This is a genomic window from Marinobacter sp. EVN1, from assembly GCF_000475375.1.
Taxonomy (GTDB): domain Bacteria; phylum Pseudomonadota; class Gammaproteobacteria; order Pseudomonadales; family Oleiphilaceae; genus Marinobacter; species Marinobacter nauticus.
The window spans coordinates 11,688-31,099 of record NZ_AXCB01000029.1 but is presented as its reverse complement, the minus strand read 5'-3'; the positions used below and the strand labels follow the sequence as shown (position 1 = coordinate 31,099).

Here is a 19,412-nt window from a genome sequence, read left to right as displayed (position 1 = left end):
GTCAGTTGAATCAGGTTTCCGGGGTGGCGGGGTTCTCCGCCAACCAGGCCCGGGCATGCTCAAAATCCCGGGCGATCTGTTGCCGAAGTTCGTCAACAGAGTCGAATTTCACTTCGTCCCGCAGGCCATGGCGGAACACGACTTCCAGGTGCTGGCCATAAAGTGTGCCAGCAAAGTCAAACAGGTGCACTTCCAGCGATGGTCGCTTGCCATCTACCGTGGGGCGCAGGCCGATGTTCGCCACGCCATCACGCCATTCCCCGGTATCGAGCCGGGCCCTCACCACGTAAACCCCTCTCAGCGCCGGCATCTGATGCAGCAGGATATTGGCGGTGGGCGCGCCGATCTGCCGGCCCAGCTGCCGGCCATATACCACCCGCCCATGGATCCGGTAAGGGTGCCCCAAGAGTCGCTCGGCTTCCTCAAGTCCGTTCACATTCAGGGCGTTGCGCACCCGGGTGCTACTCACCCGCTCTCCGTCCACGACAACGGTGCGGGTATTCTCAACTGTAAAGCCCCGTTCCTGCCCCACGCTTTGCAACAGCCTGAAGTCGCCGGCCCGGTCGCAGCCGAAGCGGAAGTCGTCGCCCACCACCAGGTGACGAACCCCAAGGCCATGGATCAGCACATCCTCGATAAAGCCCATGCCGGAATAGCTGCGGAAGGTTTCGTCAAAGCGGATACACAGCACCACATCAACGCCTTCGCCAAGCAGAGCTTCAAATTTCTGGCGAAACGGCATCAACCGGGGAGGCGCTTCCGCCCCCTTGAAAAATTCCTGGGGCTGAGGCTCGAAAATCATCACCACAGACGGCAGGTTAAGTGCCTGAGCCTTGCCTCTGACCTGATCGATGATGGTTTTGTGGCCCCGATGAACGCCGTCAAAGTTGCCGATAGTGGCCACGCACCCATCGGCCAGCGGAGAATCCGCACTTCCCGCGATACGCTTGAGATTGGTCAGGCCTCGAATCAGACGCATGTACTGCGAACCCTAATGCTGCCAATGGCTTTCGGCGCGCCGGCGCGAACGCGCGACGCACTGGTGAGAAAACGCGCGATTATACCCCAGGAGCGGGCGTGGTAGAAATGACGATGCCTTACTTCTGGCGGAATTGCCGCACGCGAACACCTGCAAGGGCCAGCGCAACAAAATAGGCGAGAACCCCAGCCACAACCAGAATCGTCATTTCCGAAGCCCTCTGCAGGCCAGTAAAGGCCAGCCATTGGCCAACCGGCACGTTCAGCCAGAGGATCACCGCTGCCAGCGCGCTGTTCGCAACCGCCAGCTGCATCAGGAACTTCGGCCAGCCCGACTGGCTTTTCCAGGCGCCTTCCTTGCGAAGTCCGCGCCAGAGCAGATAACCGTTGAGCCAGGCAGAAAGCGATGTCGCCAGCGCAAGCCCGGCATGCGCCAGCGGCACGATCAGCGCCAGGTTAAACATCATATTGGCGACCATGGCGATCACACCAATCTTTACCGGGGTTTTGGTATCTTCCCGGGCGAAAAAACCCGGTGCCAGCACCTTGATCAACATGAACGCCAACAAACCCGCAGAATAGGCCCGCAGACTTTGTGCTGACATCGCGACATCGCGATCGGTCACTTCGCCGTAGTGGAACAGAGTTGCGATCAAGGGCTCTGCCAGCAAAGCCAACGCCAGGGCGGCCGGCACGCCGATCAGCAGAACGGCCCGCACAGCCCAGTCCAGGGTCGCTGCAAACTGGTCCGCAGATGCTGCCGCATGCTTGCGCGACAGACTGGGCAGAATCACCGTGGCGATCGCAATACCGAACACCCCCAATGGCAACTCCGACAAACGGTCGGAATAGTACAGCCAGGACACGCTCCCGGTTTGCAGGAAGGAGGCCAGCACGGTATCCAGTAACAGATTGATCTGGCTGACCGAAACCCCGAACAGCGCCGGCGCCATCAGCTTCAGGATACGGCTCACCCCTTCGTGCCGATAATCGATCCGAGGCCTGGGCAGAAGCCCCAGGCGCATCAGAAACGGCAACTGGAAAAACAGCTGCAAGGCACCGGCAATGAACACACCCCAGGCCAGGGCCATCACCGGCTCATCCATCACCGGTGTGAGGAAAATGGCCGCCGAAATCATCGCCAGGTTCAGTAAGACCGGAGTGAAGGCCGGCACCGCAAACCGGTCATAACTGTTGAGAATGCCACCCGCAAAGGCGGTCAGGGATATCAACAGCAGATACGGAAAGGTAATGCGCAGCATCTCGCTGGTGAGCGCAAACTTGACGTCGTCACCCAGAAATCCTGGCGCAAACACCGCGGTCAGCACCGGCGAGCCGAGCATCGCAACAAGCGTTACCGCCAGAAGCACCAAACCCAGAGAACCGGCCACGGCGTCTACCAGGCGTTTCACTTGCGAAATATCCTGCGTTTCCCGATAGGATGACAACACCGGCACAAAAGCCTGAGAAAACGCACCTTCGGCAAACAGACGCCGGAGGAAGTTGGGAATCTTGAATGCCACGAAAAACGCGTCAGCCCCCGCTCCCGCGCCAAAATAGCGGGCAATCACCATATCCCGAACCAGCCCCAACACCCGGGACAGCATGGTCATCATCCCGACCACGCCAGACGATCTCAACAATCCCGGCGCCCTGGGCGGTTCTGACTTTCCTGTTGAGGGTGGCTTTCGTTGTTCGGAAGACATGATTTCGGCGTCCAGAATCCTGAGTGGAAGCTACGGGCCATCTCGGTAATCCACAAGGCGGAGTAACGCCCCCCGGCCAGCCCCAGCGCTGCGATGCCGGAGTGTATCACAGGGCTTTGCAGGCGAGGCACGAACCGTGCGGCGGCCTTGACATTTCGGGCATTCAGCGGCATAGTTCCGCGTCATTTATTTCGACGCGCTGGTTTTGGCGCGCCCGCGATGTAAAAATTTCTTTTTTATAGCAACGAATTTTCAGGAGTTTTACGGTGGCAAATTCCCCGCAAGCCAAGAAGCGCGCTCGTCAGAACGAGAAAAACCGCAAGCATAACGCCAGCCTGCGTTCCATGGCACGCACCTACATGAAAAAGGTCGACGCCAAGATCAAGGCCGGCAACCACGATGAAGCCCAGGCTGCTCTGAAAGAAGCTCAGCCGATCATGGACAGCATGGTCAACAAAGGCATCTTCGCCAAGAACAAGATTGCTCGCCACAAGAGCCGTCTGAACGCCAAAATCAAGGCTCTGAAAAGCGCCTGATTCTGTGCGAAATAAAAAAACCGGCTAATCAGCCGGTTTTTTTGTGTCTGAATCAAGCGAAAAAGATCAAACCACCACCAGATTATCCCGATGGATCATCTCCTCATCGGACACATAACCCAGAACATCATTAATGCGATCACTGGACCGGCCCGAGATGGCCCTGGCTTCATCAGCATCATAGTTAACCAGCCCCCGCGCGATTTCTTTGCCAGTCAGATCGACACAGGAGACCATCTCCCCCCTCCGGAACTGCCCGGACACAGCCTTCACACCCACCGGCAACAGACTCCGTCCACCCTGGCGCAACACCTTCACCGCACCATCATCCAGCGTGAGCTTGCCCCGGGTTTGCAAGTGACTGGCAATCCACTGCTTTCTGGCCGCCAGCCGCCCCTGCTCCGGCAACAACAAGGTACCAATCACATCACCCTGGCGTAATCGGGCAATCACATGCTCAATCCGGCCACCAACAATCACCGTAAACGCGCCTGAGCGAGCCGCTAACCGGGCCGCCCTCAGCTTGGTCTGCATACCACCGCGCCCGAGCGCTCCGGCACCACCGCCGGCCATGGCATCCAGCTCGCGATCTTCCGCCCTGCGCTCGGTCACAAGCACGGCATCGCCGTGCTTGCGGGGGTCTTTATTAAACAACCCCACCTGATCGGTCAGAATAATCAGACCATCCGCCTCAATCAGGTTGGCCACCAGCGCACCCAGGGTGTCGTTATCACCAAAGCGGATCTCGTCGGTCACCACCGTATCGTTCTCGTTCACGATCGGCACCACACCGTAATCCAGCAACGTACGCAGGGTACTGCGGCCGTTCAGGTAACGCTTGCGGTCGGAGAGGTCGTCGTGGGTCAGCAGAATCTGCGCCGTATGGATATCATGGCGCTTGAACTGGGCCTCCCAGGTCTGCACAAGCCCCATCTGCCCCACAGCAGCCGCAGCCTGCAACTCGTGCAAGTGCTGGGGGCGAACTGTCCAACCAAGGCGACTCATGCCTTCGGCGACCGAGCCGGAGGACACCACCACCACCTCCACCCCTTCGGCAATCAGCTCTGCGATCTGATCTACCCACAACCCCAATGCGGCCACATCCAGACCTTTGCCATCATTGGTCAGCAAGGCACTACCGATCTTGACCACCAGGCGGCGGGCCTGTCGAAGCTGGAGGCGTTCACTCATGATAGCGGTACAGTCTCTTCCGTTAGTGAGTTATTCCGGTGCGTAAACCACTTCAACGTCGTAATCATCGTCGTCAAAGTCGTCGTCATCATCCGCGTTACGGGCCGCCCTGCGAGCCTGACGATCCGCCTCAATTTTCTGACGGGCCTCTTCGTCCATGCGACGCCTGCGCGCGGCTTCCTGCTCGGCGAAATCCGGATTGTCGGCTTCCTGCTCGGCCTGCTCCTCGATCCAGCGCATCACAGCCTGCACCAAAGGCTTGGTGCCCTCGCCGCTCAGCGCGGAAATGCGGAACACAGGCCCCTCCCAGCCAAGCTCATCAACAATGGCCTGACAATGGGCCTCACGATCTTCTTCGGCGACCATATCGACCTTGTTCAGCACCAGCCAACGAGGACGGCTGGCCAGCGTTTCACTGAACTTCTCAAGCTCGTGGGCAATCGCCCTGACCGCATCGGCCGGGGACGAGCCGTCATAAGGCGCGACATCCACCAGGTGCAGCAACAAACGGGTCCGGACCAAATGCTTGAGAAAGCGAATACCAAGACCCGCACCCTCGGCCGCACCTTCAATCAGACCAGGAATATCCGCGATAACAAAGCTTTGATGGGCCTGCACACTGACCACACCAAGATTCGGTACCAGGGTCGTGAAGGGATAATCCGCAACCTTCGGGCGCGCGGCGGAAACCGACCGGATGAACGTAGACTTACCGGCGTTGGGCAAACCCAGCAGACCGACATCGGCCAGAACCTTCAGTTCCAGACGCAGATTACGCGCCTCACCCTCAGACCCTTTGGAGGTCTGACGCGGAGCACGATTAACGGACGACTTGAAGCGGGTATTGCCAAGGCCGTGAAAACCACCCTGAGCCACTTTCAGGCGCTGGCCTTCTTTGGTGAGATCACCCAGCACTTCATGGGTATCCATGTCCACCACCGTCGTGCCAACCGGCACCGGCAGGACCAGATCTTCGCCTTTGGTGCCGGTGCAATTGCGGCCAGCTCCCGGCTCACCATTCTGGGCCTTGTATTTACGCTGGAAGCGGTAATCAATCAGGGTATTGAGTGCGCTGTCCGCCTCCAGATAGACGGAACCGCCATCCCCGCCGTCACCGCCGTCGGGACCACCCTTTGGCACGTACTTTTCCCGCCGGAAGCTCAGGCAACCATGCCCGCCTTTACCGGCTTCAACAATGATGGTGGCTTCGTCTACAAATTTCATACGCCAAATGCCTTTGCATAAACTAAAAAGCCCCGCAGCCTCAAGGAAGCTTTGCGGGGCTCCGGATTCACCTGAGAACTGACTAAATCAGCATATCAGGCAAACCCAAGGTTCAACAGAACCGGATCGCCGCTGCTTACGCAGCCGGAACGATGCTTACGAACTTGCGGTTCTGCGGGCCTTTGGTTTCGAACTTCACCTGACCTTCCGCTTTCGCGAACAGGGTGTGGTCCTTGCCAATGCCTACGTTGCTGCCAGCGTGGAAACGGGTGCCGCGCTGACGAACGATGATGCTGCCTGCAGATACAGACTCGCCACCGTAGCGCTTGACACCAAGTCGTTTCGACTCGGAATCGCGACCGTTACGGGTACTACCTGCTGCCTTTTTATGAGCCATTACCAGCCTCCTTCATTAAGGGGTTATTCGAGGGCTTAGCCCTGGATACCCGTGATCTTGACTTCAGTAAACCACTGACGGTGGCCCTGACGCTTCATGTGATGCTTACGACGACGGAACTTGATGATGTTCACTTTGTCGTGACGACCGTGGCTAACCACTTCTGCGGTCACCTTGGCACCTTCAACAACCGGAGCGCCAACTTTTACGTCGTCGCCATTGGCAACCAGAAGAACACGGTCAAACTCAACGGAACCGCCGGTTTCAACTTCCAGCTTTTCCAGCTTCAGAGTTTCGCCTTCTTTTACACGGTGCTGCTTACCACCGCTAACAATAACTGCGTACATTCATAGTCTCCGCGATTGACCCATCCCTGCTCTTATCCACCTGGTTCTAAGGGAAGCGCTCTGGCGACCCTATTGCAGGGAGCGCAGGTTGGGATGAGTTGGGCGCGTGATTGTACGAAAACCCGTCGACCAATACAAGCCGGATTCCGGCTCAAGTTGACACTGTAAGCAGCAATACCTAGCATTGCCGCGACCTGCCCGAAAACTCAACGAAAACACCAGCAAGGGACTTACCGGCCCGATGACAGCCCAGCGCATCTACGACACCGTAGCGGATGATTTCAGCCGCGTTAACGACCTTATCATCAAGCGGCTCGCTTCCGATGTCCCGCTGGTTGAGAAAATCGCCCAGTACATTATCGAAAGCGGCGGCAAACGCCTGCGACCTTTGCTGGTTCTCCTGGCCAGCCAGGCCGCCGGCTACCAGAAAGACGATCATCTGAAGCTGGCTGCCGTGATTGAATTCCTGCATACCGCCACCCTGCTGCACGACGATGTGGTAGACACCTCCGATATGCGCCGCGGCCGCAGCACAGCCAACGCAAAATGGGGCAACGCGCCCAGCGTGCTGGTCGGCGATTTCCTCTATGCCCGGGCCTTCGAAATGATGGTCGAGCTGCAGAGCCTGCCGATCATGAACGTGCTGTCGCACGCCACGGCCGTTATTGCCGAGGGCGAGGTCATGCAGCTGATGAATGTGAAGAACCCGGACTTGAGCGAAGACCAGTATATGGTCGTTATCCACAACAAAACCGCCATGCTGTTTGAAGCCGCGTCCCACACGGGCGCCCTGCTGGCCGGAGCCAGCAGGGAACAGGAAAATGCCCTGAAAGACTATGGCAAACACCTCGGGCTGGCATTCCAGCTGGTTGATGACGTTCTCGATTATCAGGGCGATGCCGAAACCATGGGCAAGAACGTGGGAGACGACCTGGCGGAAGGCAAAACCACCCTGCCGCTGATCTACGCCATGGCCAATGGTAGCGAAGCCGAAAGGCAACTGATCCGCCAGGCCATCCGGAAGGGAGGGCTGGATGACCTGCCGAAGGTACTGGATATCGTTAAGGCGTCCGGTGCCATCGAATACACCATGACAAAAGCAAAAGAGCAGGCGCAGATCGCGAGAGACCTGCTGGCCTGCCTGCCGGGCTCTGAGCACCGGCAGGCGCTGGAATTATTGACCGAAGTGGCGGTAGCCCGGGTCAGCTAGTAGACCAGGCCCATTCAGCCGAGATGTTCACGCCCGTGGGGTGCTTCGAATTCCAGCTCTGGCCCCACCGGCACAATCTGGGTTGGGTTTATGGTGCGCTGACTTACATAGTAGTGACGCTTGATCTGGCCCAGATCCACGGTTTCAGCCACGCCCGGCACCTGATATAGCTCCCGCACATAGCCGGACAGATTCGGATAGTCGCGGATCTGCTGGCGGTTGCACTTGAAGTGGCTGTAATACACCGCATCAAACCGGATCAACGTGGTGAACAGCCGCCAATCGGCCTCGGTTAGCCGGTTACCGGTGAGATAGCGCTTCTCCGCCAGCCTTTCTTCCAGCCAGTCCAGGGAGTCGAACAGGGCCTGATAGGCCTCCTCATACTTGTCCTGCGCAGTCGCGAACCCTGCTTTGTAAACACCGTTGTTCACCGTGTGGTAAACCCGCTCATTCACCGCCTCGATGTCACCACGCAGGCTTTCCGGGTAGAAATCCCGGTCGTTATTCACGCCCTCAAGGCCATCAAAGGCGGAATTGAACATCCGGATAATGTCTGCGGATTCATTACTGACAATGGTTTCGCGCTCTTTGTCCCACAACACCGGCACCGTGACCCGGCCAGAATAATGCGGGGCGGCACGGGTATAAATCTGGTGCATGAAGTCAAAATTATACAAGTCGTCTTGATGTTCTTTGCGACCGGGCCGGAACTCCCAGCCGTTTTGCACCATGTCCGGGTGCACGACAGACACCGAAATATGGTTCTCCAGACCTTTGAGCTTCCGGAAAATCAAGGTGCGGTGGGCCCAGGGGCAGGCCATGGAAACATACAAGTGATACCGGCCACTCACTGCAGGAAAACCACCCTCTCCGGCCGGCCCGGCAGAGCCATCAGCGGTTACCCAGTTTCGGAACCGCGCCGCTTCGCGCTCAAACTTGCCACCGGTTCTGCCTGTGTCATACCACTGATCGTGCCAACAGCCGTCAACCAACAAGCCCATAACTACCCTCCTGCAAGGTCAGCCACCATGGCATTTGCCCTGATGAAGTGTGATGGGGCCGACCCGGTTCTGAATTAATAGAGACAGGCTAACGGCTGTGCTGCTAGGCTGATAGCAAGCATTTCTGGCAAACACTTTCAGATTATTCGAACATGCATACAGCCATTACCATCGACGCACTCAAAGTACTGGACGCTATCGACCGCAAGGGCAGTTTTGCCGGTGCCGCCAGCGAACTGTTCCGGGTTCCCTCGGCCATCAGTTACACCGTTCAGAAGCTTGAGGAAGACCTCAGCGTCAGTGTCTTTGACCGAACCGGCCACAAAGCCGTGCTCACGCCCGCCGGTCGTTACCTGCTGGAGGAAGGCCGCTCGCTGCTTGAAGCCGCCGAGAACCTGGCTCACTCTACCCGCCAGGTAGCTCAGGGCTGGGAAACCAGGCTTAGAATAGGATTCAACTCGCTGCTGCCGGCACAATGCCTGTTTCCGGCGATTGACGCTTTTTACCAATTGGGCGTTCCAGTGGATGTACAGGTGGTGGAGGAGGTCTTTGCAGGCGCCTGGGACGCCCTGCAAAGCCGGCGCGTCGACATGGTGATCGGCGCAGACCAGCTCAGCAAGCCCGCCGGAAGCTTTACCACCAAGCCACTGGGCGAGATACCTTTCGTCTTTGCCGTGGCGGCCAACCACCCTTTGGCCCAGGCAGAAGAGCCCCTGAAAGAAAGCGACATCGCCCCATTTCCCGCTGCCGTTGCCGCCGACACCTCCCGCGCGCTGCCACCCGGCCATGCCGGCATCTTCCGGCGCCAACGAACCTTGACCGTCACCAACATCGACCAGAAAATTGCCATACAGGAAGCAGGCCTTGGCGTTGGCTGGCTGCCCTTGCCACGCATCCGGGAGGCACTGGCTTCAGGCCGGCTGGTGGCGAAAGAAGTGCACGAACCACGCCCCCCGATCGCCATTAACCTGGCCCGCCACAGTGAAGACAAAGGCAAGGCACTGATGTGGTTCTGGAATAGGCTGAGCGAAGACCAGAGCCTCAGCCAGTGGCTCAAGCCTGCCGATTCCTGAGGCAAAGGGGCCAACCGGCGAATTCACGACCTGAAGTATACTGACAAGCCTAGTACAACGAGAAACACAAGGAGTGCGTTCCATGCGTCAGCTGTCGGAACTGGATGCCTCGTTCCTGTATCTGGAATCGGACACCACCCCGATGCACATCGGCGGCATTTATCTGTTCGATGCCAGCGGCCTGTCCAACCCACTGGCATTCAGCACCTTCGTCGCCTATCTGCGCAGCCGGCTCCACGTGGTACCTCTGTTCCGCCAGAAGCTGAAAGAAATCCCTCTCCGGCTTGGCCGCCCCTATTGGGTGGACGACGCCGATTTCAGCATCGAGCGGCACCTGGCCTACGTAAACCTTGGCGAACACGGCAAGCAGGCCAGCCTGATATCCCTGGCCTCGAAGATTCTTGAAGAGCCGCTGAAACGGGACCGACCACTCTGGCACATCACCTTTGTCGATGGTTTCCGGATCGACGATCCGGAGGGTGAAAAAGAAGGGTTTGCACTGATCGTGAAGCTGCACCATGCCGCCATTGACGCGTTTAGCGGTGAGGAAATCATGGGCAAGCTACTGGAGTATACACCCAGCCCGAGAACCATCACGCCACCACGTCCCTGGCTGCCAAGGCAGGAACCTTCAGAAGAGCGGGTTTTCCTACAGGCCGGCGCCAACATGCTGAAAACGCCGATGCAGTTGGCCTCTCTGGCCTATAACGCCGCCGAAGCCACCACCCGTGGGCTGATCCAGAAGCAATTACACAAGCTGCCATTGCCACTGCCCTTGTTCACCGCGCCCCACAGCCCCTTCAACCGGCAGATTACCGCCAACCGGCGGATTGTCTCGACCAGCGTGGAATTGTCCCGGCTCAAAGCCATCAAAGGCTCCTTGGCCGACGTCACCCTGAACGATGTGGTCCTCGGCCTGTGCGCCGAAACCCTGGCCCGATACCTCGCCAACCAGAACATCGAAACGAAAACATCGCTGGTCGCCATGACGCCGATCTCGGTTCGCTCCAGCAGTCTTCGCAAGGCCACGGGCAACCAGATGTCGGCCATGTTGCTGGACCTGGCCACCGCAGAACCCAACCCGGCAGCCCGGATCCGGCGAATTCACCGTAACGCGGTAGAATCGGAACCCTACCGTGAAGCCATAGCCGCGGACCGGCTGACCGAACTGCTACCATCAACACTGCTGGCACTGTCAGCCCGGCTGTATTCCGAGCTTCAGGTGGCACAACGCTATCAGCCCCTGTTCAATGTGCCTATTACCAACGTACCGGGTCCGCAGGTGCCGCTGTACCTGCAAGGTGCCCGACTAGTGCGCCAGTACAACAGTGCCCCCCTGTTCGACAGCCTTGGGCTGGTGATTGTCGCGGTCAGCTACCAGGGGCAGCTCACCCTGAACTTTACTCTTTGCCCGGACGTGGTCGCCGACAGCGACCAGCTAGCGGAACTGGTACACGACAGCCTGGAAGCGATAGAGAAAGCTGCAGCGGAGCTGGGCCCCGATCAGGGCCATGAGCAGTTTCCGGAACCACAACACAACCTGACCGACGATGTCCTGGCCTATGTGGAAAAGCTATTGAAAGGTGGGCTGGGCAAATTCAGACGGTAACCGGGGTGTAAGCTGCAGAACTAATCAGATAATGAAAAAGCCGGGCCCGCAGGCCCGGCCCGGGATTATTCGAATGCCCAACGCAGAAAGGCTTTCTTCTCTTCATCCGAAGCATCTGCCCAAATGGCTTTGAGCTGTTCCAGTGCGGTGCCGTCCTGGGTGCGCCCGACACTTTCTGTGTCAGACACCGGTACCGGAGTGCGGTTGGCTGTCAACCGGGACTGTCCGTCCCATTCCTCAGATACCGCCACCACGGTACCGTTACCGGCAACAATCTTTGCCGAGAAGCTCTCCATCATGGCTTCGGCTTCCTGGCGGCTGCCCGGCTTGTCAAACTCGAAACGGTAGACCGCGTCCGGGCTCGCCTCGAACCGTGCCACCTGAGGACCGCTCTCAATGACATGAACTTTGGATTCGCCATTGCGCACCACACCGGCCTTGGCCCAGATGGTTTTATAGTTGAACACCACTTCGTTTTCACCCGGCAGCAAACCGTAATCCAGTGCCAGGTCGTCGATCAGGAAATTGGTCATGCTCCGGCCATTCACGCTGACCACCTGTATCGCACCGGGCGCCTGAAGCACTGCCGGCTCCGTTGCCGCGGGCAGTTGGCCTTCCCAGGTATCGACCCTGGCCACGGTAGACGCACAACCCGCCATGACCACACTCACCAGAACAGCCAGCAACTTGAAAAGCCTTGGAACGTGACACATACTCACTTCATCTCCTTATCCATAGGGATGGCCGTTGGCACGGCCTGCAATGTTGAGGGCAACGCTGCCAAGCATTCTGACCATCCCGGCTGATCAGAGCAAGGCACACAATCGAATTCGCTTTCGATGCTGAAAGGTCCGGAATGTGATGCCCGGCGTAAGAATGTAAAAAATTGTTGAATTCGCCAGCAATTGGATTAGTTTTAAACAAGTCGGCTTACACAACGCATAGCCCGAGAAGAAAAAAACAAGTGGGCTCAGGAGAAACCATGGACACTCAGCGCAGGACAGGAGAGCAAGGCCCCGTCCCGTTTCGCAGCAGTCGTTTTTTCTGCGTAGGGAGCAAATGGTACTTTACCACCCGAGAGGGCTTCGACAGCGGGCCGTTTGCTTCGAGAGAGCGGGCAGAAGTCGGCCTTAAACGCTTTCTGCATGTTGTTCGCATGCTGCCGGAAGAGCAGCAGGTGCACTAACCCACCCAACAATACCGAATGGGTGATGCCCCCGCTAGACGATATAGGGCATCACCCAGACGTCAATCGCCCAAAGGCAACCCAGCGCCATGGCCCCGGCGACGACATCGTCCACCATAATGCCGAGCCCGCCGGGTAAGCGCTCATCCAGCCAGCTGATGGGCCAGGGTTTCCACACGTCAAACAGCCGGAACAGCATGAACGCCATGAGCACCCCGTAAAGCTGATCCGGAAACAGGCCCAGGGCAATCCACATCCCCACAAATTCATCCCATACAATACCGCCGTGATCATGCACTTTCAGGTCTGTCGCGGTTTTGCCACACAACCAGATACCCACCAGAAACGCCGCCAGAACCACGAGCCAGTAGGCCAACGGAGGCATCCAGGAAAAGGCATACCAAACCGGAATAGCGGCGAGGCTACCCCAGGTTCCCGGCGCTCTGGGCGCTGCACCGCTGCCAAAACCGAAGGCCAACAGGTGGACCGGGTTTTTCAGAAAGCCAGGGGGCAAGATGACCTGGGCGGCGTCCGGTTCATGCATCAGCTCATCACTCATGCGGGTCTCCCAAAGTGCTCATATCCTTGAATGACGCCAGAGACCGGCCCGCTCAGCTGAAGGCCAGGCTCCGAAGTAATCTCTCCAATGACCGTCAGCTCACGGGCCACAGAATCATCAAGAGTGCCGAAGGTTTCTGGCGGGATGGTGATGCAAAGCTCATAGTCATCTCCTGCTCCCAACGCCAGATCCCGGGCGTTCTCGCCCTTTACTGCAACCAACTCCGCCATCATCGGTACACGTCCCGTGTCGATTCGCGCTCCGGCCCCCGAGGCATCAAGGATATGGCCGAGATCCGCCAGGAGCCCGTCAGAAATATCTATGGCAGAGGAGGCACAGCCCGCCAGCTGCTGACCCAGTGACAGACGAGGCTGCGGGAAATGATAACGTGACAACAAGGCGAGCTGGGCCGGTGAGGGCGCGGGGGCAGCAAGGTAATCAAGAGCGGCACCGGCCGCCCCGAGCGTGCCGCTGACACATATCAGGTCGCCGGGCTTCGCGCCGGATCGATACAGCGCACGCCCACTCTCAACAGTTCCGTGCACCTGAATGCTGATTGTCAGGGGGCCACGGGTAGTATCTCCGCCCGCCAGGGCGATACCAAAGGCTTTGCTGGCCCGGGCCAGCCCCTCTGAAAACGGCTTCAGCCAGCCCTGATTGGCGTCTGGCAAGGTTAAAGCCAGAGTGAAGCAGACCGGGCTTGCGCCCATCGCGGCCAAATCACTGACCGCAACCGCCAGAGCTCGCCATCCGAGATAATCGGGCGAATAATCGGAAGGAAAATGAACGCCCTCTACCAGGGTGTCCACAGAAAACACCAGATCCAGCCCCGGCGATACCCGCTGAATCGCACAGTCGTCGCCGGGACCGAGAAGGAGCTGATTCTGCCCGGAACCATCGGCCAGCGGCTGGAAATACCTCCGGATCAGCTCAAACTCACCCATGAATCAACGCGGGCGGGTCTCGGCCAGGCGAAGCCGGCGGCTGAGTTTGTCCAGAATGCTGTTCACAAACTTGTGCCCTTCGGTGCCACCAAAGCGCTTGGCCATTTCAATACCCTCGTTGATGACCACTTTGTAGGGCACATCGATGCGGTGTTTCAGCTCATAGGCGCCCAGGCGAACGATCGCCAGTTCAACCGGGTCGACCTCCTTGAGGGGACGATCCAGAAACGGCTCCAGCAGTTTGTCGAGCTCCGCCTGCTCGCGGTAGACACCACGCAGAAGATCCCGAAAATACATGATATCGACCTTGCTCATGTCGTTGTCGACCATGAACTCGGCTTCGATATCAGAAATCGGCGTTTTGCTGAAGTGCCGCTGATACAAACCCTGCATGGCCAGCGCCCGTGCCCGGCGACGATCGCCTGCCTTGGGCTGGCCGGTTTTCCCCGGCTGGGGAGAAGTGTCACCCGCTTCGCTCATTACTCACCCAACTTTTTGAACAGACTGACCATTTCCAGGGCAGTAATGGCGGCTTCCGCGCCCTTGTTGCCGGCCTTGGTGCCGGAGCGTTCGATGGCCTGCTCAATGGAATCTACGGTCAATACGCCGAAGGTAACCGGGACATCGGTTTCCAGGCTGACAGCGCCCAGGCCGCTGGAGGCCTCGCCCGCCACGTATTCAAAGTGCGGAGTACCACCACGAATTACCGCGCCAAGGGCGATAATGGCGTCGTAGTCCGAGGTTTCGGCAACACGCTTGACCGCCAGTGGCATTTCATAGGCACCCGGTACACGGATGATGGCAATGTCATCATTGGAAATGCCGTGACGACGCAAGGTATCCACTGCACCTTCCACCAGACTTTCCACCACAAAGCCGTTAAACCGGCCAACCACAAGCGCATAGCGGCCGCTGCACTGGGTAAAATCACCTTCAATTACTTTGATATCTGCCATCTCGGGCTCCTTCACGGGTCATCGCCTTATTGGCGATAACCGGGTTTATCATTCGGGGGCGTAAGGTACGTATTCCACCACTTCCAGGTCGAAACCGGAGATGGCGGAGAATTTAACCGGCGGACTGAGCAGGCGCATTTTACCTACGCCAAGATCCCGGAGAATCTGGGAACCGGTACCGACGGTGAAATACACGCCGGAACTGCCCTTGCCTGAGGATCCCTGCCCTTTGTCAAAGAACTCCTGAATCCGGTCTTCCAGGTTGTAGCTGTCTTCAGCACTGTTAAGCAGCACCACCACGCCTTTGCCTTCTTCCGCAACCTTCTCCAGTGCGTGATGCAGCGGCCAGCTCCGGGAGTCTTTGCGGCGTGCACCCAGCAGATCGCGCAGGGTATCGGTAATGTGCACACGCACAAACACCGGCTCTTCTGGCTGGATATCGCCCATTACCATAGCCAGATGGGTAGCACCCTGGATATTGTCCCGGTAGGTGTGCAGTTTGAACACGCCGTACTCGGTATCCAGTTCGTTCTGCTCCACACACTCCACCGTGCGTTCGTTCATGGTGCGGTAATGAATCAGGTCTGCGATGGTCCCGATCTTCAGATCATGCTCTTCTGCGAACTTCTCAAGATCCGGACGCCGGGCCATGGAGCCGTCATCATTCATGATTTCACAGATCACACCGGCCGGCTCACAGCCAGCCAGTGCCGCCAGATCGCACGACGCTTCGGTGTGACCGGCACGGCTGAGAACACCACCAGGATCGGACATCAGCGGGAAAATATGTCCCGGCTGAACCAGGTCAGAAGCCTTTGCATCCCGAGCAACCGCTGCCTGCACGGTACGAGCCCGGTCCGCTGCCGAAATCCCCGTGGTAACACCCTCACGGGCTTCGATAGACAGGGTAAATTTGGTTCCGAAGCCAGAAGCATTCTGCTGAACCATCAACGGCAGACCCAGCTGTTCGCAGCGATCACGGGTCATGGGCATACAGATGAGTCCGCGGCCAAAGCGGGCCATGAAGTTGATGGCCTCTGCCGTGCAGTGCTCCGCCGCCATCACCAGATCGCCCTCATTCTCGCGATCCTCATCATCCATCAGGATGACCATTTTGCCCTGGCGAATGTCTTCAATGATTTCTTCAATGCTGTTCAGTGCCATACGGTTCTGCACCCTTTCACCCCTCCCGACAGTCTAGCCGGTTCTCGGGGAATGGATTGAATGATTAGTGGCGAGCCAGGATCAGACGCTGATCCTCACCCACCTGACGACGATCCAGCACCTTCCATTGCACTTTGTCGGCCATGGTCTCCAGCGGCAAATGCGCTGTCGGCCTGCCGGTACTACCCAGGAAGACCGGGGCCTGGTAGAGCCAGAGCTCGTCCACAAGATTTTCACCGATGAACGTACCGGCCAGCGTAGGGCCGGCTTCAACCAGCAACTCGTTAATACCAAGCTCTCCCAGCGCGTCCAGCAACTCGGCGACATCAACACCGTTATCTTTCCAGGCAACCCCGGTCAGGCTGACGCCCAGCGCAGCCAGATCCTGGGCCGGGCCTGAGGCCAGCGCAGAACTGGCGCAGAATACCTGCACATTGCCACCCTGAAGAATCCTCGCGGTGGCCGGCGTACGGGCATCCCGGTCGGCGATCACCCGCAACGGCTGCCGGGACGGATCCGTGGCATCGCCGATATCGCCCATCTCGTCCCGCCGAACGGTCAACGAGGGGTCATCCGCCAGTACCGTACCTACCCCGGTGAGGATGGCGTCGCTGATCGCCCGCAAACGCTGCACATCCGCGCGCGCTTCCGGGCCCGTTATCCACTGGCTTTCACCACTGGCCATGGCGGTCCGGCCATCGAGACTGGCCGCCATCTTCAGCCGAACCCAGGGGCGACCGGTATTCATACGCTTCATGAAGCCAGGATTCAGACGCGCAGCCTCATCGGCCATCACGCCTTCGGTCACCCGTATGCCAGCCTCCCTGAGCATATCCAGCCCCCGACCGGACACAGACGGGTTGGGGTCTTTGGTGGCGGCAAACACATGGGCCACACCGGCATCAATCAGAGCTCGTGCACAGGGCGGCGTGCGCCCATAGTGGCTGCACGGCTCCAGGGTAACGTAGGCGGTGGCTCCCCGAGCCTCATGGCCAGCCTGGCTCAAAGCACGCACTTCTGCATGGGCTTCACCGGCGCGCTCGTGCCAGCCCTCGCCCACAATGAGATCGCCTTTGGCAATAACACAACCAACACGGGGATTGGGATGAGTGGAATAGCGACCGCGCCAGGCCAGTTGAACGGCCCGGGCCATCATTGCCCGATCACGGTCTGAAATCATGCCTTGCCTTTATCTGTACCGTTATCCACCAGTGCCCTGGCAACATCCACTGCGGTATCACCATTGCCCTGGGACAGGCGTTCGATCTCTTCCTTGAACTCATTGATGTCCTGGAAACTGCGGTAGACCGATGCGAAACGCACGTAGGCCACTTTGTCCAGTTGGCGCAGCTCGGTCATCACTTCCTCACCCAACTGCATCGACTTGACCTCGCGCTCACCAGTGGAGCGAAGACGGTACTTGATGCGGTTCAACGCTGCATCGATTTCCTCAATGCTGACCGGACGTTTTTCCAGAGCTTTCATGATGCCGGCTCGCAGCTTTTCTTCATCAAAAGGCTGCCGGGTACCATCCTGCTTCACGACCCGGGGCATCACCAGCTCAGCGGTTTCAAAGGTGGTAAAACGCTCACGGCAGGACAGACACTCCCTGCGGCGGCGAACCTGGTCACCCTCGGCCACCAGGCGCGAATCAATCACCTTGGTATCGGCTTCACCACAGAAAGGACAATGCATAAATCACCTGCTCCGGAAAGAAAGAACCCGGGCACTCACCGGAGCGCCCGGGCTGACCTGTCTATGCCTGTTAGCCGTAGACCGGGAACCGTGCGCAGACAGCTTCCACCTGCTCCCGTACACGGCTGTTAACCGCTTCGTCTTCAAGGTTATCGAGAATGTCACACATCCAGCCGGCCAGATCCCGACACTCGGCTTCCTTGAAGCCGCGTGTGGTCACCGCCGGAGTACCGATGCGCAGACCAGAGGTCACGAACGGTGAACGAGGATCGTTCGGCACGGCGTTCTTGTTCACGGTAATGTGCGCTTTGCCCAGTGCGGCATCCGCATCTTTACCGGTAATGTCCTGTTTGATCAGGCTCACCAGGAACAGGTGGTTCTTGGTACCACCGGAAACCACGTCAAAGCCGCGCTCGATGAACACCTCAGCCATCGCCGCAGCGTTCTTCACAACCTGCTGCTGGTAGGCCTTGAACTCGTCGCTCATGGCTTCCTTGAAGCACACGGCCTTGGCCGCAATCACGTGCATCAGAGGGCCGCCCTGACCGCCCGGAAACACAGCAGAGTTCAGCTTCTTCTGCAGGTCTTCGTCGTCACAGGCCAGAATCAGGCCACCACGGGGGCCGCGCAGGGTTTTGTGCGTGGTGGTCGCAACCACGTGGGCGTGAGGTACCGGGTCCGGGTATACGCCGGCGGCGACCAGACCGGCCACGTGGGCCATGTCAACAAACAGATACGCGCCCACCTTGTCGGCGATGGCACGGAAACGGGCAAAGTCCAGCTCCTGCGAGTAAGCAGAGAAGCCGGCGATGATCATTTTCGGCTTATGCTCGACAGCCAGGGCTTCCACTTCGTCGTAATCGATCAGACCGGTCTCCGGGTTCAGGCCATACTGAACTGCGTGGTAGATCTTGCCGGAGAAGTTCACGCTGGCACCGTGGGTCAGGTGGCCACCGTGAGCAAGACTCATACCCAGAACGGTATCACCGGGCTTGAGCAGCGCCATGAATACCGCAGAGTTGGCCTGGGAACCGGAATGCGGCTGCACGTTGGCGTAGGCCGCACCAAACAACTCCTTGGCGCGGGCAATGGCCAGATCCTCAGCGATGTCCACAAACTCGCAGCCACCGTAGTAACGCTTGCCGGGGTAACCTTCAGCGTACTTGTTGGTCAGCACACTGCCCTGGGCTTCCATCACCCGCGGGCTGGTGTAGTTTTCAGACGCGATCAGTTCGATGTGTGCTTCCTGGCGTTTCTCTTCCGCCTGCATAGCGTTCCAAAGTTCGTCATCGAAACCGGCGATTTTCATATCACGAGTAAACATGGATGTGCTGCCCCTGTCTGTATGGCTGGCCCGGCGATGCCTCTTTGCAAGCCGGAACCCCTGAAAAATTGGGCCGCTATTCTATCTTGAAAGCGGGTTAAAAATCATCCTTTATGCCGTCCGCAGATACCGGCACACCGGAGGCTGTCAATTGCTATCGCGGAACGCTTTAGATACCTTACCCGGTTATTGTTCTCAGGTACCGACGTCCGTGGTATCGGCCTTCGGGGTGAGCGATCCGGGATACGCTGTAAATACGTCCCTGTACGCTCGACAAAATCATCCCTGATTTTGACGATCCCGGATCGCTCA

21 protein-coding genes are annotated in these 19,412 nt (G+C 58.4%); 5 read left to right on the top strand and 16 right to left on the bottom strand.

Translation table 11 applies throughout. The features are described 5' to 3' along the window. Window positions 1-10: 10 nt before the first annotated feature. Together ribF and murJ are read right to left on the bottom strand one after the other, a co-directional pair. A complete protein-coding gene (ribF, locus tag Q674_RS33735; RefSeq protein WP_011784379.1) occupies window positions 11-979 on the bottom strand; it encodes a bifunctional riboflavin kinase/FAD synthetase in 969 nt (322 codons plus the stop codon). A 118-nt stretch (window positions 980-1,097) separates the two neighbouring features. Then, window positions 1,098-2,684: a murein biosynthesis integral membrane protein MurJ gene (gene murJ / locus Q674_RS33730; protein ID WP_081698946.1), complete on the bottom strand. Its 1,587-nt coding sequence runs from the start codon at window positions 2,682-2,684 to the stop codon at window positions 1,098-1,100. Window positions 2,685-2,950: 266 nt separating this feature from the next. Here murJ and rpsT point away from each other — a divergent pair, with 266 nt between their 5' ends. Continuing rightward, complete coding sequence (gene rpsT, locus Q674_RS33725; RefSeq protein WP_011784377.1) at window positions 2,951-3,220, top strand: 30S ribosomal protein S20; 270 nt, start codon at window positions 2,951-2,953, stop codon at window positions 3,218-3,220. Between the two features lie 66 nt (window positions 3,221-3,286). Here rpsT and proB read toward each other — a convergent pair whose 3' ends face one another. The 4 genes from proB to rplU all read right to left on the bottom strand — a co-directional run bounded on the left by proB (window position 3,287) and on the right by rplU (window position 6,379). Next, entirely contained in the window at window positions 3,287-4,411 is a 1,125-nt protein-coding gene (gene proB, locus Q674_RS33720) for a glutamate 5-kinase (protein ID WP_014420591.1), read from the bottom strand. A gap of 30 nt (window positions 4,412-4,441) precedes the next feature. After that, the gene (gene cgtA / locus Q674_RS33715) at window positions 4,442-5,635 is read right to left on the bottom strand and encodes an Obg family GTPase CgtA (protein ID WP_011784375.1); all 1,194 of its coding nucleotides are present in this window, start codon (window positions 5,633-5,635) and stop codon (window positions 4,442-4,444) included. Window positions 5,636-5,771: 136 nt separating this feature from the next. Beyond that, window positions 5,772-6,032 carry a 50S ribosomal protein L27 gene (gene rpmA, locus Q674_RS33710; protein WP_011784374.1) on the bottom strand — a complete coding sequence of 87 codons (261 nt, stop codon included), beginning with the start codon at window positions 6,030-6,032 and terminating at the stop codon, window positions 5,772-5,774. 35 nt (window positions 6,033-6,067) lie between these two features. After that, window positions 6,068-6,379 (bottom strand): 50S ribosomal protein L21, encoded by a 312-nt coding sequence (gene rplU / locus Q674_RS33705; protein WP_011784373.1) that lies wholly within the window; start codon window positions 6,377-6,379, stop codon window positions 6,068-6,070. A 241-nt stretch (window positions 6,380-6,620) separates the two neighbouring features. On the opposite strand from rplU, the gene ispB reads away from it, so the two are divergent. Then, a complete protein-coding gene (gene ispB / locus Q674_RS33700; protein ID WP_023009250.1) occupies window positions 6,621-7,589 on the top strand; it encodes an octaprenyl diphosphate synthase in 969 nt (322 codons plus the stop codon). 14 nt (window positions 7,590-7,603) lie between these two features. Here ispB and Q674_RS33695 read toward each other — a convergent pair whose 3' ends face one another. After that, window positions 7,604-8,590, bottom strand: a complete 987-nt coding sequence (locus tag Q674_RS33695; RefSeq protein WP_023009249.1) for a glutathione S-transferase family protein — start codon at window positions 8,588-8,590, stop codon at window positions 7,604-7,606. A gap of 152 nt (window positions 8,591-8,742) precedes the next feature. On the opposite strand from Q674_RS33695, the gene Q674_RS33690 reads away from it, so the two are divergent. Together Q674_RS33690 and Q674_RS33685 are read left to right on the top strand one after the other, a co-directional pair. After that, window positions 8,743-9,663, top strand: coding sequence for a LysR substrate-binding domain-containing protein (locus Q674_RS33690; RefSeq protein ID WP_023009248.1), 921 nt, complete (start codon window positions 8,743-8,745; stop codon window positions 9,661-9,663). 82 nt (window positions 9,664-9,745) lie between these two features. Next, the gene (locus Q674_RS33685) at window positions 9,746-11,272 is read left to right on the top strand and encodes a WS/DGAT/MGAT family O-acyltransferase (RefSeq protein ID WP_023009247.1); all 1,527 of its coding nucleotides are present in this window, start codon (window positions 9,746-9,748) and stop codon (window positions 11,270-11,272) included. A 65-nt stretch (window positions 11,273-11,337) separates the two neighbouring features. On the opposite strand, the gene Q674_RS33680 is transcribed toward Q674_RS33685, so the two are convergent. Beyond that, entirely contained in the window at window positions 11,338-11,985 is a 648-nt protein-coding gene (locus Q674_RS33680) for a DUF2057 family protein (protein ID WP_023009246.1), read from the bottom strand. A 269-nt stretch (window positions 11,986-12,254) separates the two neighbouring features. Here Q674_RS33680 and Q674_RS33675 point away from each other — a divergent pair, with 269 nt between their 5' ends. Further along, window positions 12,255-12,458 carry a DUF6316 family protein gene (locus Q674_RS33675; RefSeq protein ID WP_011784367.1) on the top strand — a complete coding sequence of 68 codons (204 nt, stop codon included), beginning with the start codon at window positions 12,255-12,257 and terminating at the stop codon, window positions 12,456-12,458. A 34-nt stretch (window positions 12,459-12,492) separates the two neighbouring features. On the opposite strand, the gene Q674_RS33670 is transcribed toward Q674_RS33675, so the two are convergent. From Q674_RS33670 to glyA, 8 genes are all read right to left on the bottom strand, one after another. Then, window positions 12,493-13,017, bottom strand: a complete 525-nt coding sequence (locus Q674_RS33670; protein ID WP_023009245.1) for a phosphatidylglycerophosphatase A — start codon at window positions 13,015-13,017, stop codon at window positions 12,493-12,495. Continuing rightward, on the bottom strand, window positions 13,014-13,961 hold the full coding sequence (thiL, locus tag Q674_RS33665; RefSeq protein ID WP_023009244.1) for a thiamine-phosphate kinase: 948 nt from the start codon (window positions 13,959-13,961) through the stop codon (window positions 13,014-13,016). The genes Q674_RS33670 and thiL overlap by 4 nt, the downstream gene beginning before the upstream one ends. Before the next feature lie 3 nt (window positions 13,962-13,964). Then, window positions 13,965-14,441 carry a transcription antitermination factor NusB gene (gene nusB, locus Q674_RS33660; RefSeq protein WP_014420583.1) on the bottom strand — a complete coding sequence of 159 codons (477 nt, stop codon included), beginning with the start codon at window positions 14,439-14,441 and terminating at the stop codon, window positions 13,965-13,967. Then, the gene (ribE, locus tag Q674_RS33655) at window positions 14,441-14,917 is read right to left on the bottom strand and encodes a 6,7-dimethyl-8-ribityllumazine synthase (RefSeq protein WP_011784363.1); all 477 of its coding nucleotides are present in this window, start codon (window positions 14,915-14,917) and stop codon (window positions 14,441-14,443) included. The genes nusB and ribE overlap by 1 nt, the downstream gene beginning before the upstream one ends. 48 nt (window positions 14,918-14,965) lie before the next feature. Beyond that, a complete protein-coding gene (gene ribBA / locus Q674_RS33650; RefSeq protein ID WP_023009243.1) occupies window positions 14,966-16,081 on the bottom strand; it encodes a bifunctional 3,4-dihydroxy-2-butanone-4-phosphate synthase/GTP cyclohydrolase II in 1,116 nt (371 codons plus the stop codon). A gap of 64 nt (window positions 16,082-16,145) precedes the next feature. Then, window positions 16,146-17,261, bottom strand: a complete 1,116-nt coding sequence (gene ribD, locus Q674_RS33645; protein WP_022992195.1) for a bifunctional diaminohydroxyphosphoribosylaminopyrimidine deaminase/5-amino-6-(5-phosphoribosylamino)uracil reductase RibD — start codon at window positions 17,259-17,261, stop codon at window positions 16,146-16,148. Next, window positions 17,258-17,776 (bottom strand): transcriptional regulator NrdR, encoded by a 519-nt coding sequence (gene nrdR / locus Q674_RS33640; protein ID WP_011784360.1) that lies wholly within the window; start codon window positions 17,774-17,776, stop codon window positions 17,258-17,260. The genes ribD and nrdR overlap by 4 nt, the downstream gene beginning before the upstream one ends. A gap of 70 nt (window positions 17,777-17,846) precedes the next feature. Further along, window positions 17,847-19,100 carry a serine hydroxymethyltransferase gene (glyA, locus tag Q674_RS33635; protein WP_022992194.1) on the bottom strand — a complete coding sequence of 418 codons (1,254 nt, stop codon included), beginning with the start codon at window positions 19,098-19,100 and terminating at the stop codon, window positions 17,847-17,849. Between the last annotated feature and the right edge of the window lie 312 nt (window positions 19,101-19,412).

Coding starts and splice junctions, on each gene's coding strand:
- ribF (WP_011784379.1), bottom strand. CDS start 979: ATGCGTCTGATTCGAGGCCTGACCAATCTCAAGCGTATCGCGGGAAGT.
- murJ (WP_081698946.1), bottom strand. CDS start 2,684: ATGTCTTCCGAACAACGAAAGCCACCCTCAACAGGAAAGTCAGAACCG.
- proB (WP_014420591.1), bottom strand. CDS start 4,411: ATGAGTGAACGCCTCCAGCTTCGACAGGCCCGCCGCCTGGTGGTCAAG.
- cgtA (WP_011784375.1), bottom strand. CDS start 5,635: ATGAAATTTGTAGACGAAGCCACCATCATTGTTGAAGCCGGTAAAGGC.
- rpmA (WP_011784374.1), bottom strand. CDS start 6,032: ATGGCTCATAAAAAGGCAGCAGGTAGTACCCGTAACGGTCGCGATTCC.
- rplU (WP_011784373.1), bottom strand. CDS start 6,379: ATGTACGCAGTTATTGTTAGCGGTGGTAAGCAGCACCGTGTAAAAGAA.
- ispB (WP_023009250.1), top strand. CDS start 6,621: ATGACAGCCCAGCGCATCTACGACACCGTAGCGGATGATTTCAGCCGC.
- Q674_RS33695 (WP_023009249.1), bottom strand. CDS start 8,590: ATGGGCTTGTTGGTTGACGGCTGTTGGCACGATCAGTGGTATGACACA.
- Q674_RS33690 (WP_023009248.1), top strand. CDS start 8,743: ATGCATACAGCCATTACCATCGACGCACTCAAAGTACTGGACGCTATC.
- Q674_RS33685 (WP_023009247.1), top strand. CDS start 9,746: ATGCGTCAGCTGTCGGAACTGGATGCCTCGTTCCTGTATCTGGAATCG.
- Q674_RS33680 (WP_023009246.1), bottom strand. CDS start 11,985: ATGTGTCACGTTCCAAGGCTTTTCAAGTTGCTGGCTGTTCTGGTGAGT.
- Q674_RS33675 (WP_011784367.1), top strand. CDS start 12,255: ATGGACACTCAGCGCAGGACAGGAGAGCAAGGCCCCGTCCCGTTTCGC.
- Q674_RS33670 (WP_023009245.1), bottom strand. CDS start 13,017: ATGAGTGATGAGCTGATGCATGAACCGGACGCCGCCCAGGTCATCTTG.
- thiL (WP_023009244.1), bottom strand. CDS start 13,961: ATGGGTGAGTTTGAGCTGATCCGGAGGTATTTCCAGCCGCTGGCCGAT.
- nusB (WP_014420583.1), bottom strand. CDS start 14,441: ATGAGCGAAGCGGGTGACACTTCTCCCCAGCCGGGGAAAACCGGCCAG.
- ribE (WP_011784363.1), bottom strand. CDS start 14,917: ATGGCAGATATCAAAGTAATTGAAGGTGATTTTACCCAGTGCAGCGGC.
- ribBA (WP_023009243.1), bottom strand. CDS start 16,081: ATGGCACTGAACAGCATTGAAGAAATCATTGAAGACATTCGCCAGGGC.
- ribD (WP_022992195.1), bottom strand. CDS start 17,261: ATGATTTCAGACCGTGATCGGGCAATGATGGCCCGGGCCGTTCAACTG.
- nrdR (WP_011784360.1), bottom strand. CDS start 17,776: ATGCATTGTCCTTTCTGTGGTGAAGCCGATACCAAGGTGATTGATTCG.
- glyA (WP_022992194.1), bottom strand. CDS start 19,100: ATGTTTACTCGTGATATGAAAATCGCCGGTTTCGATGACGAACTTTGG.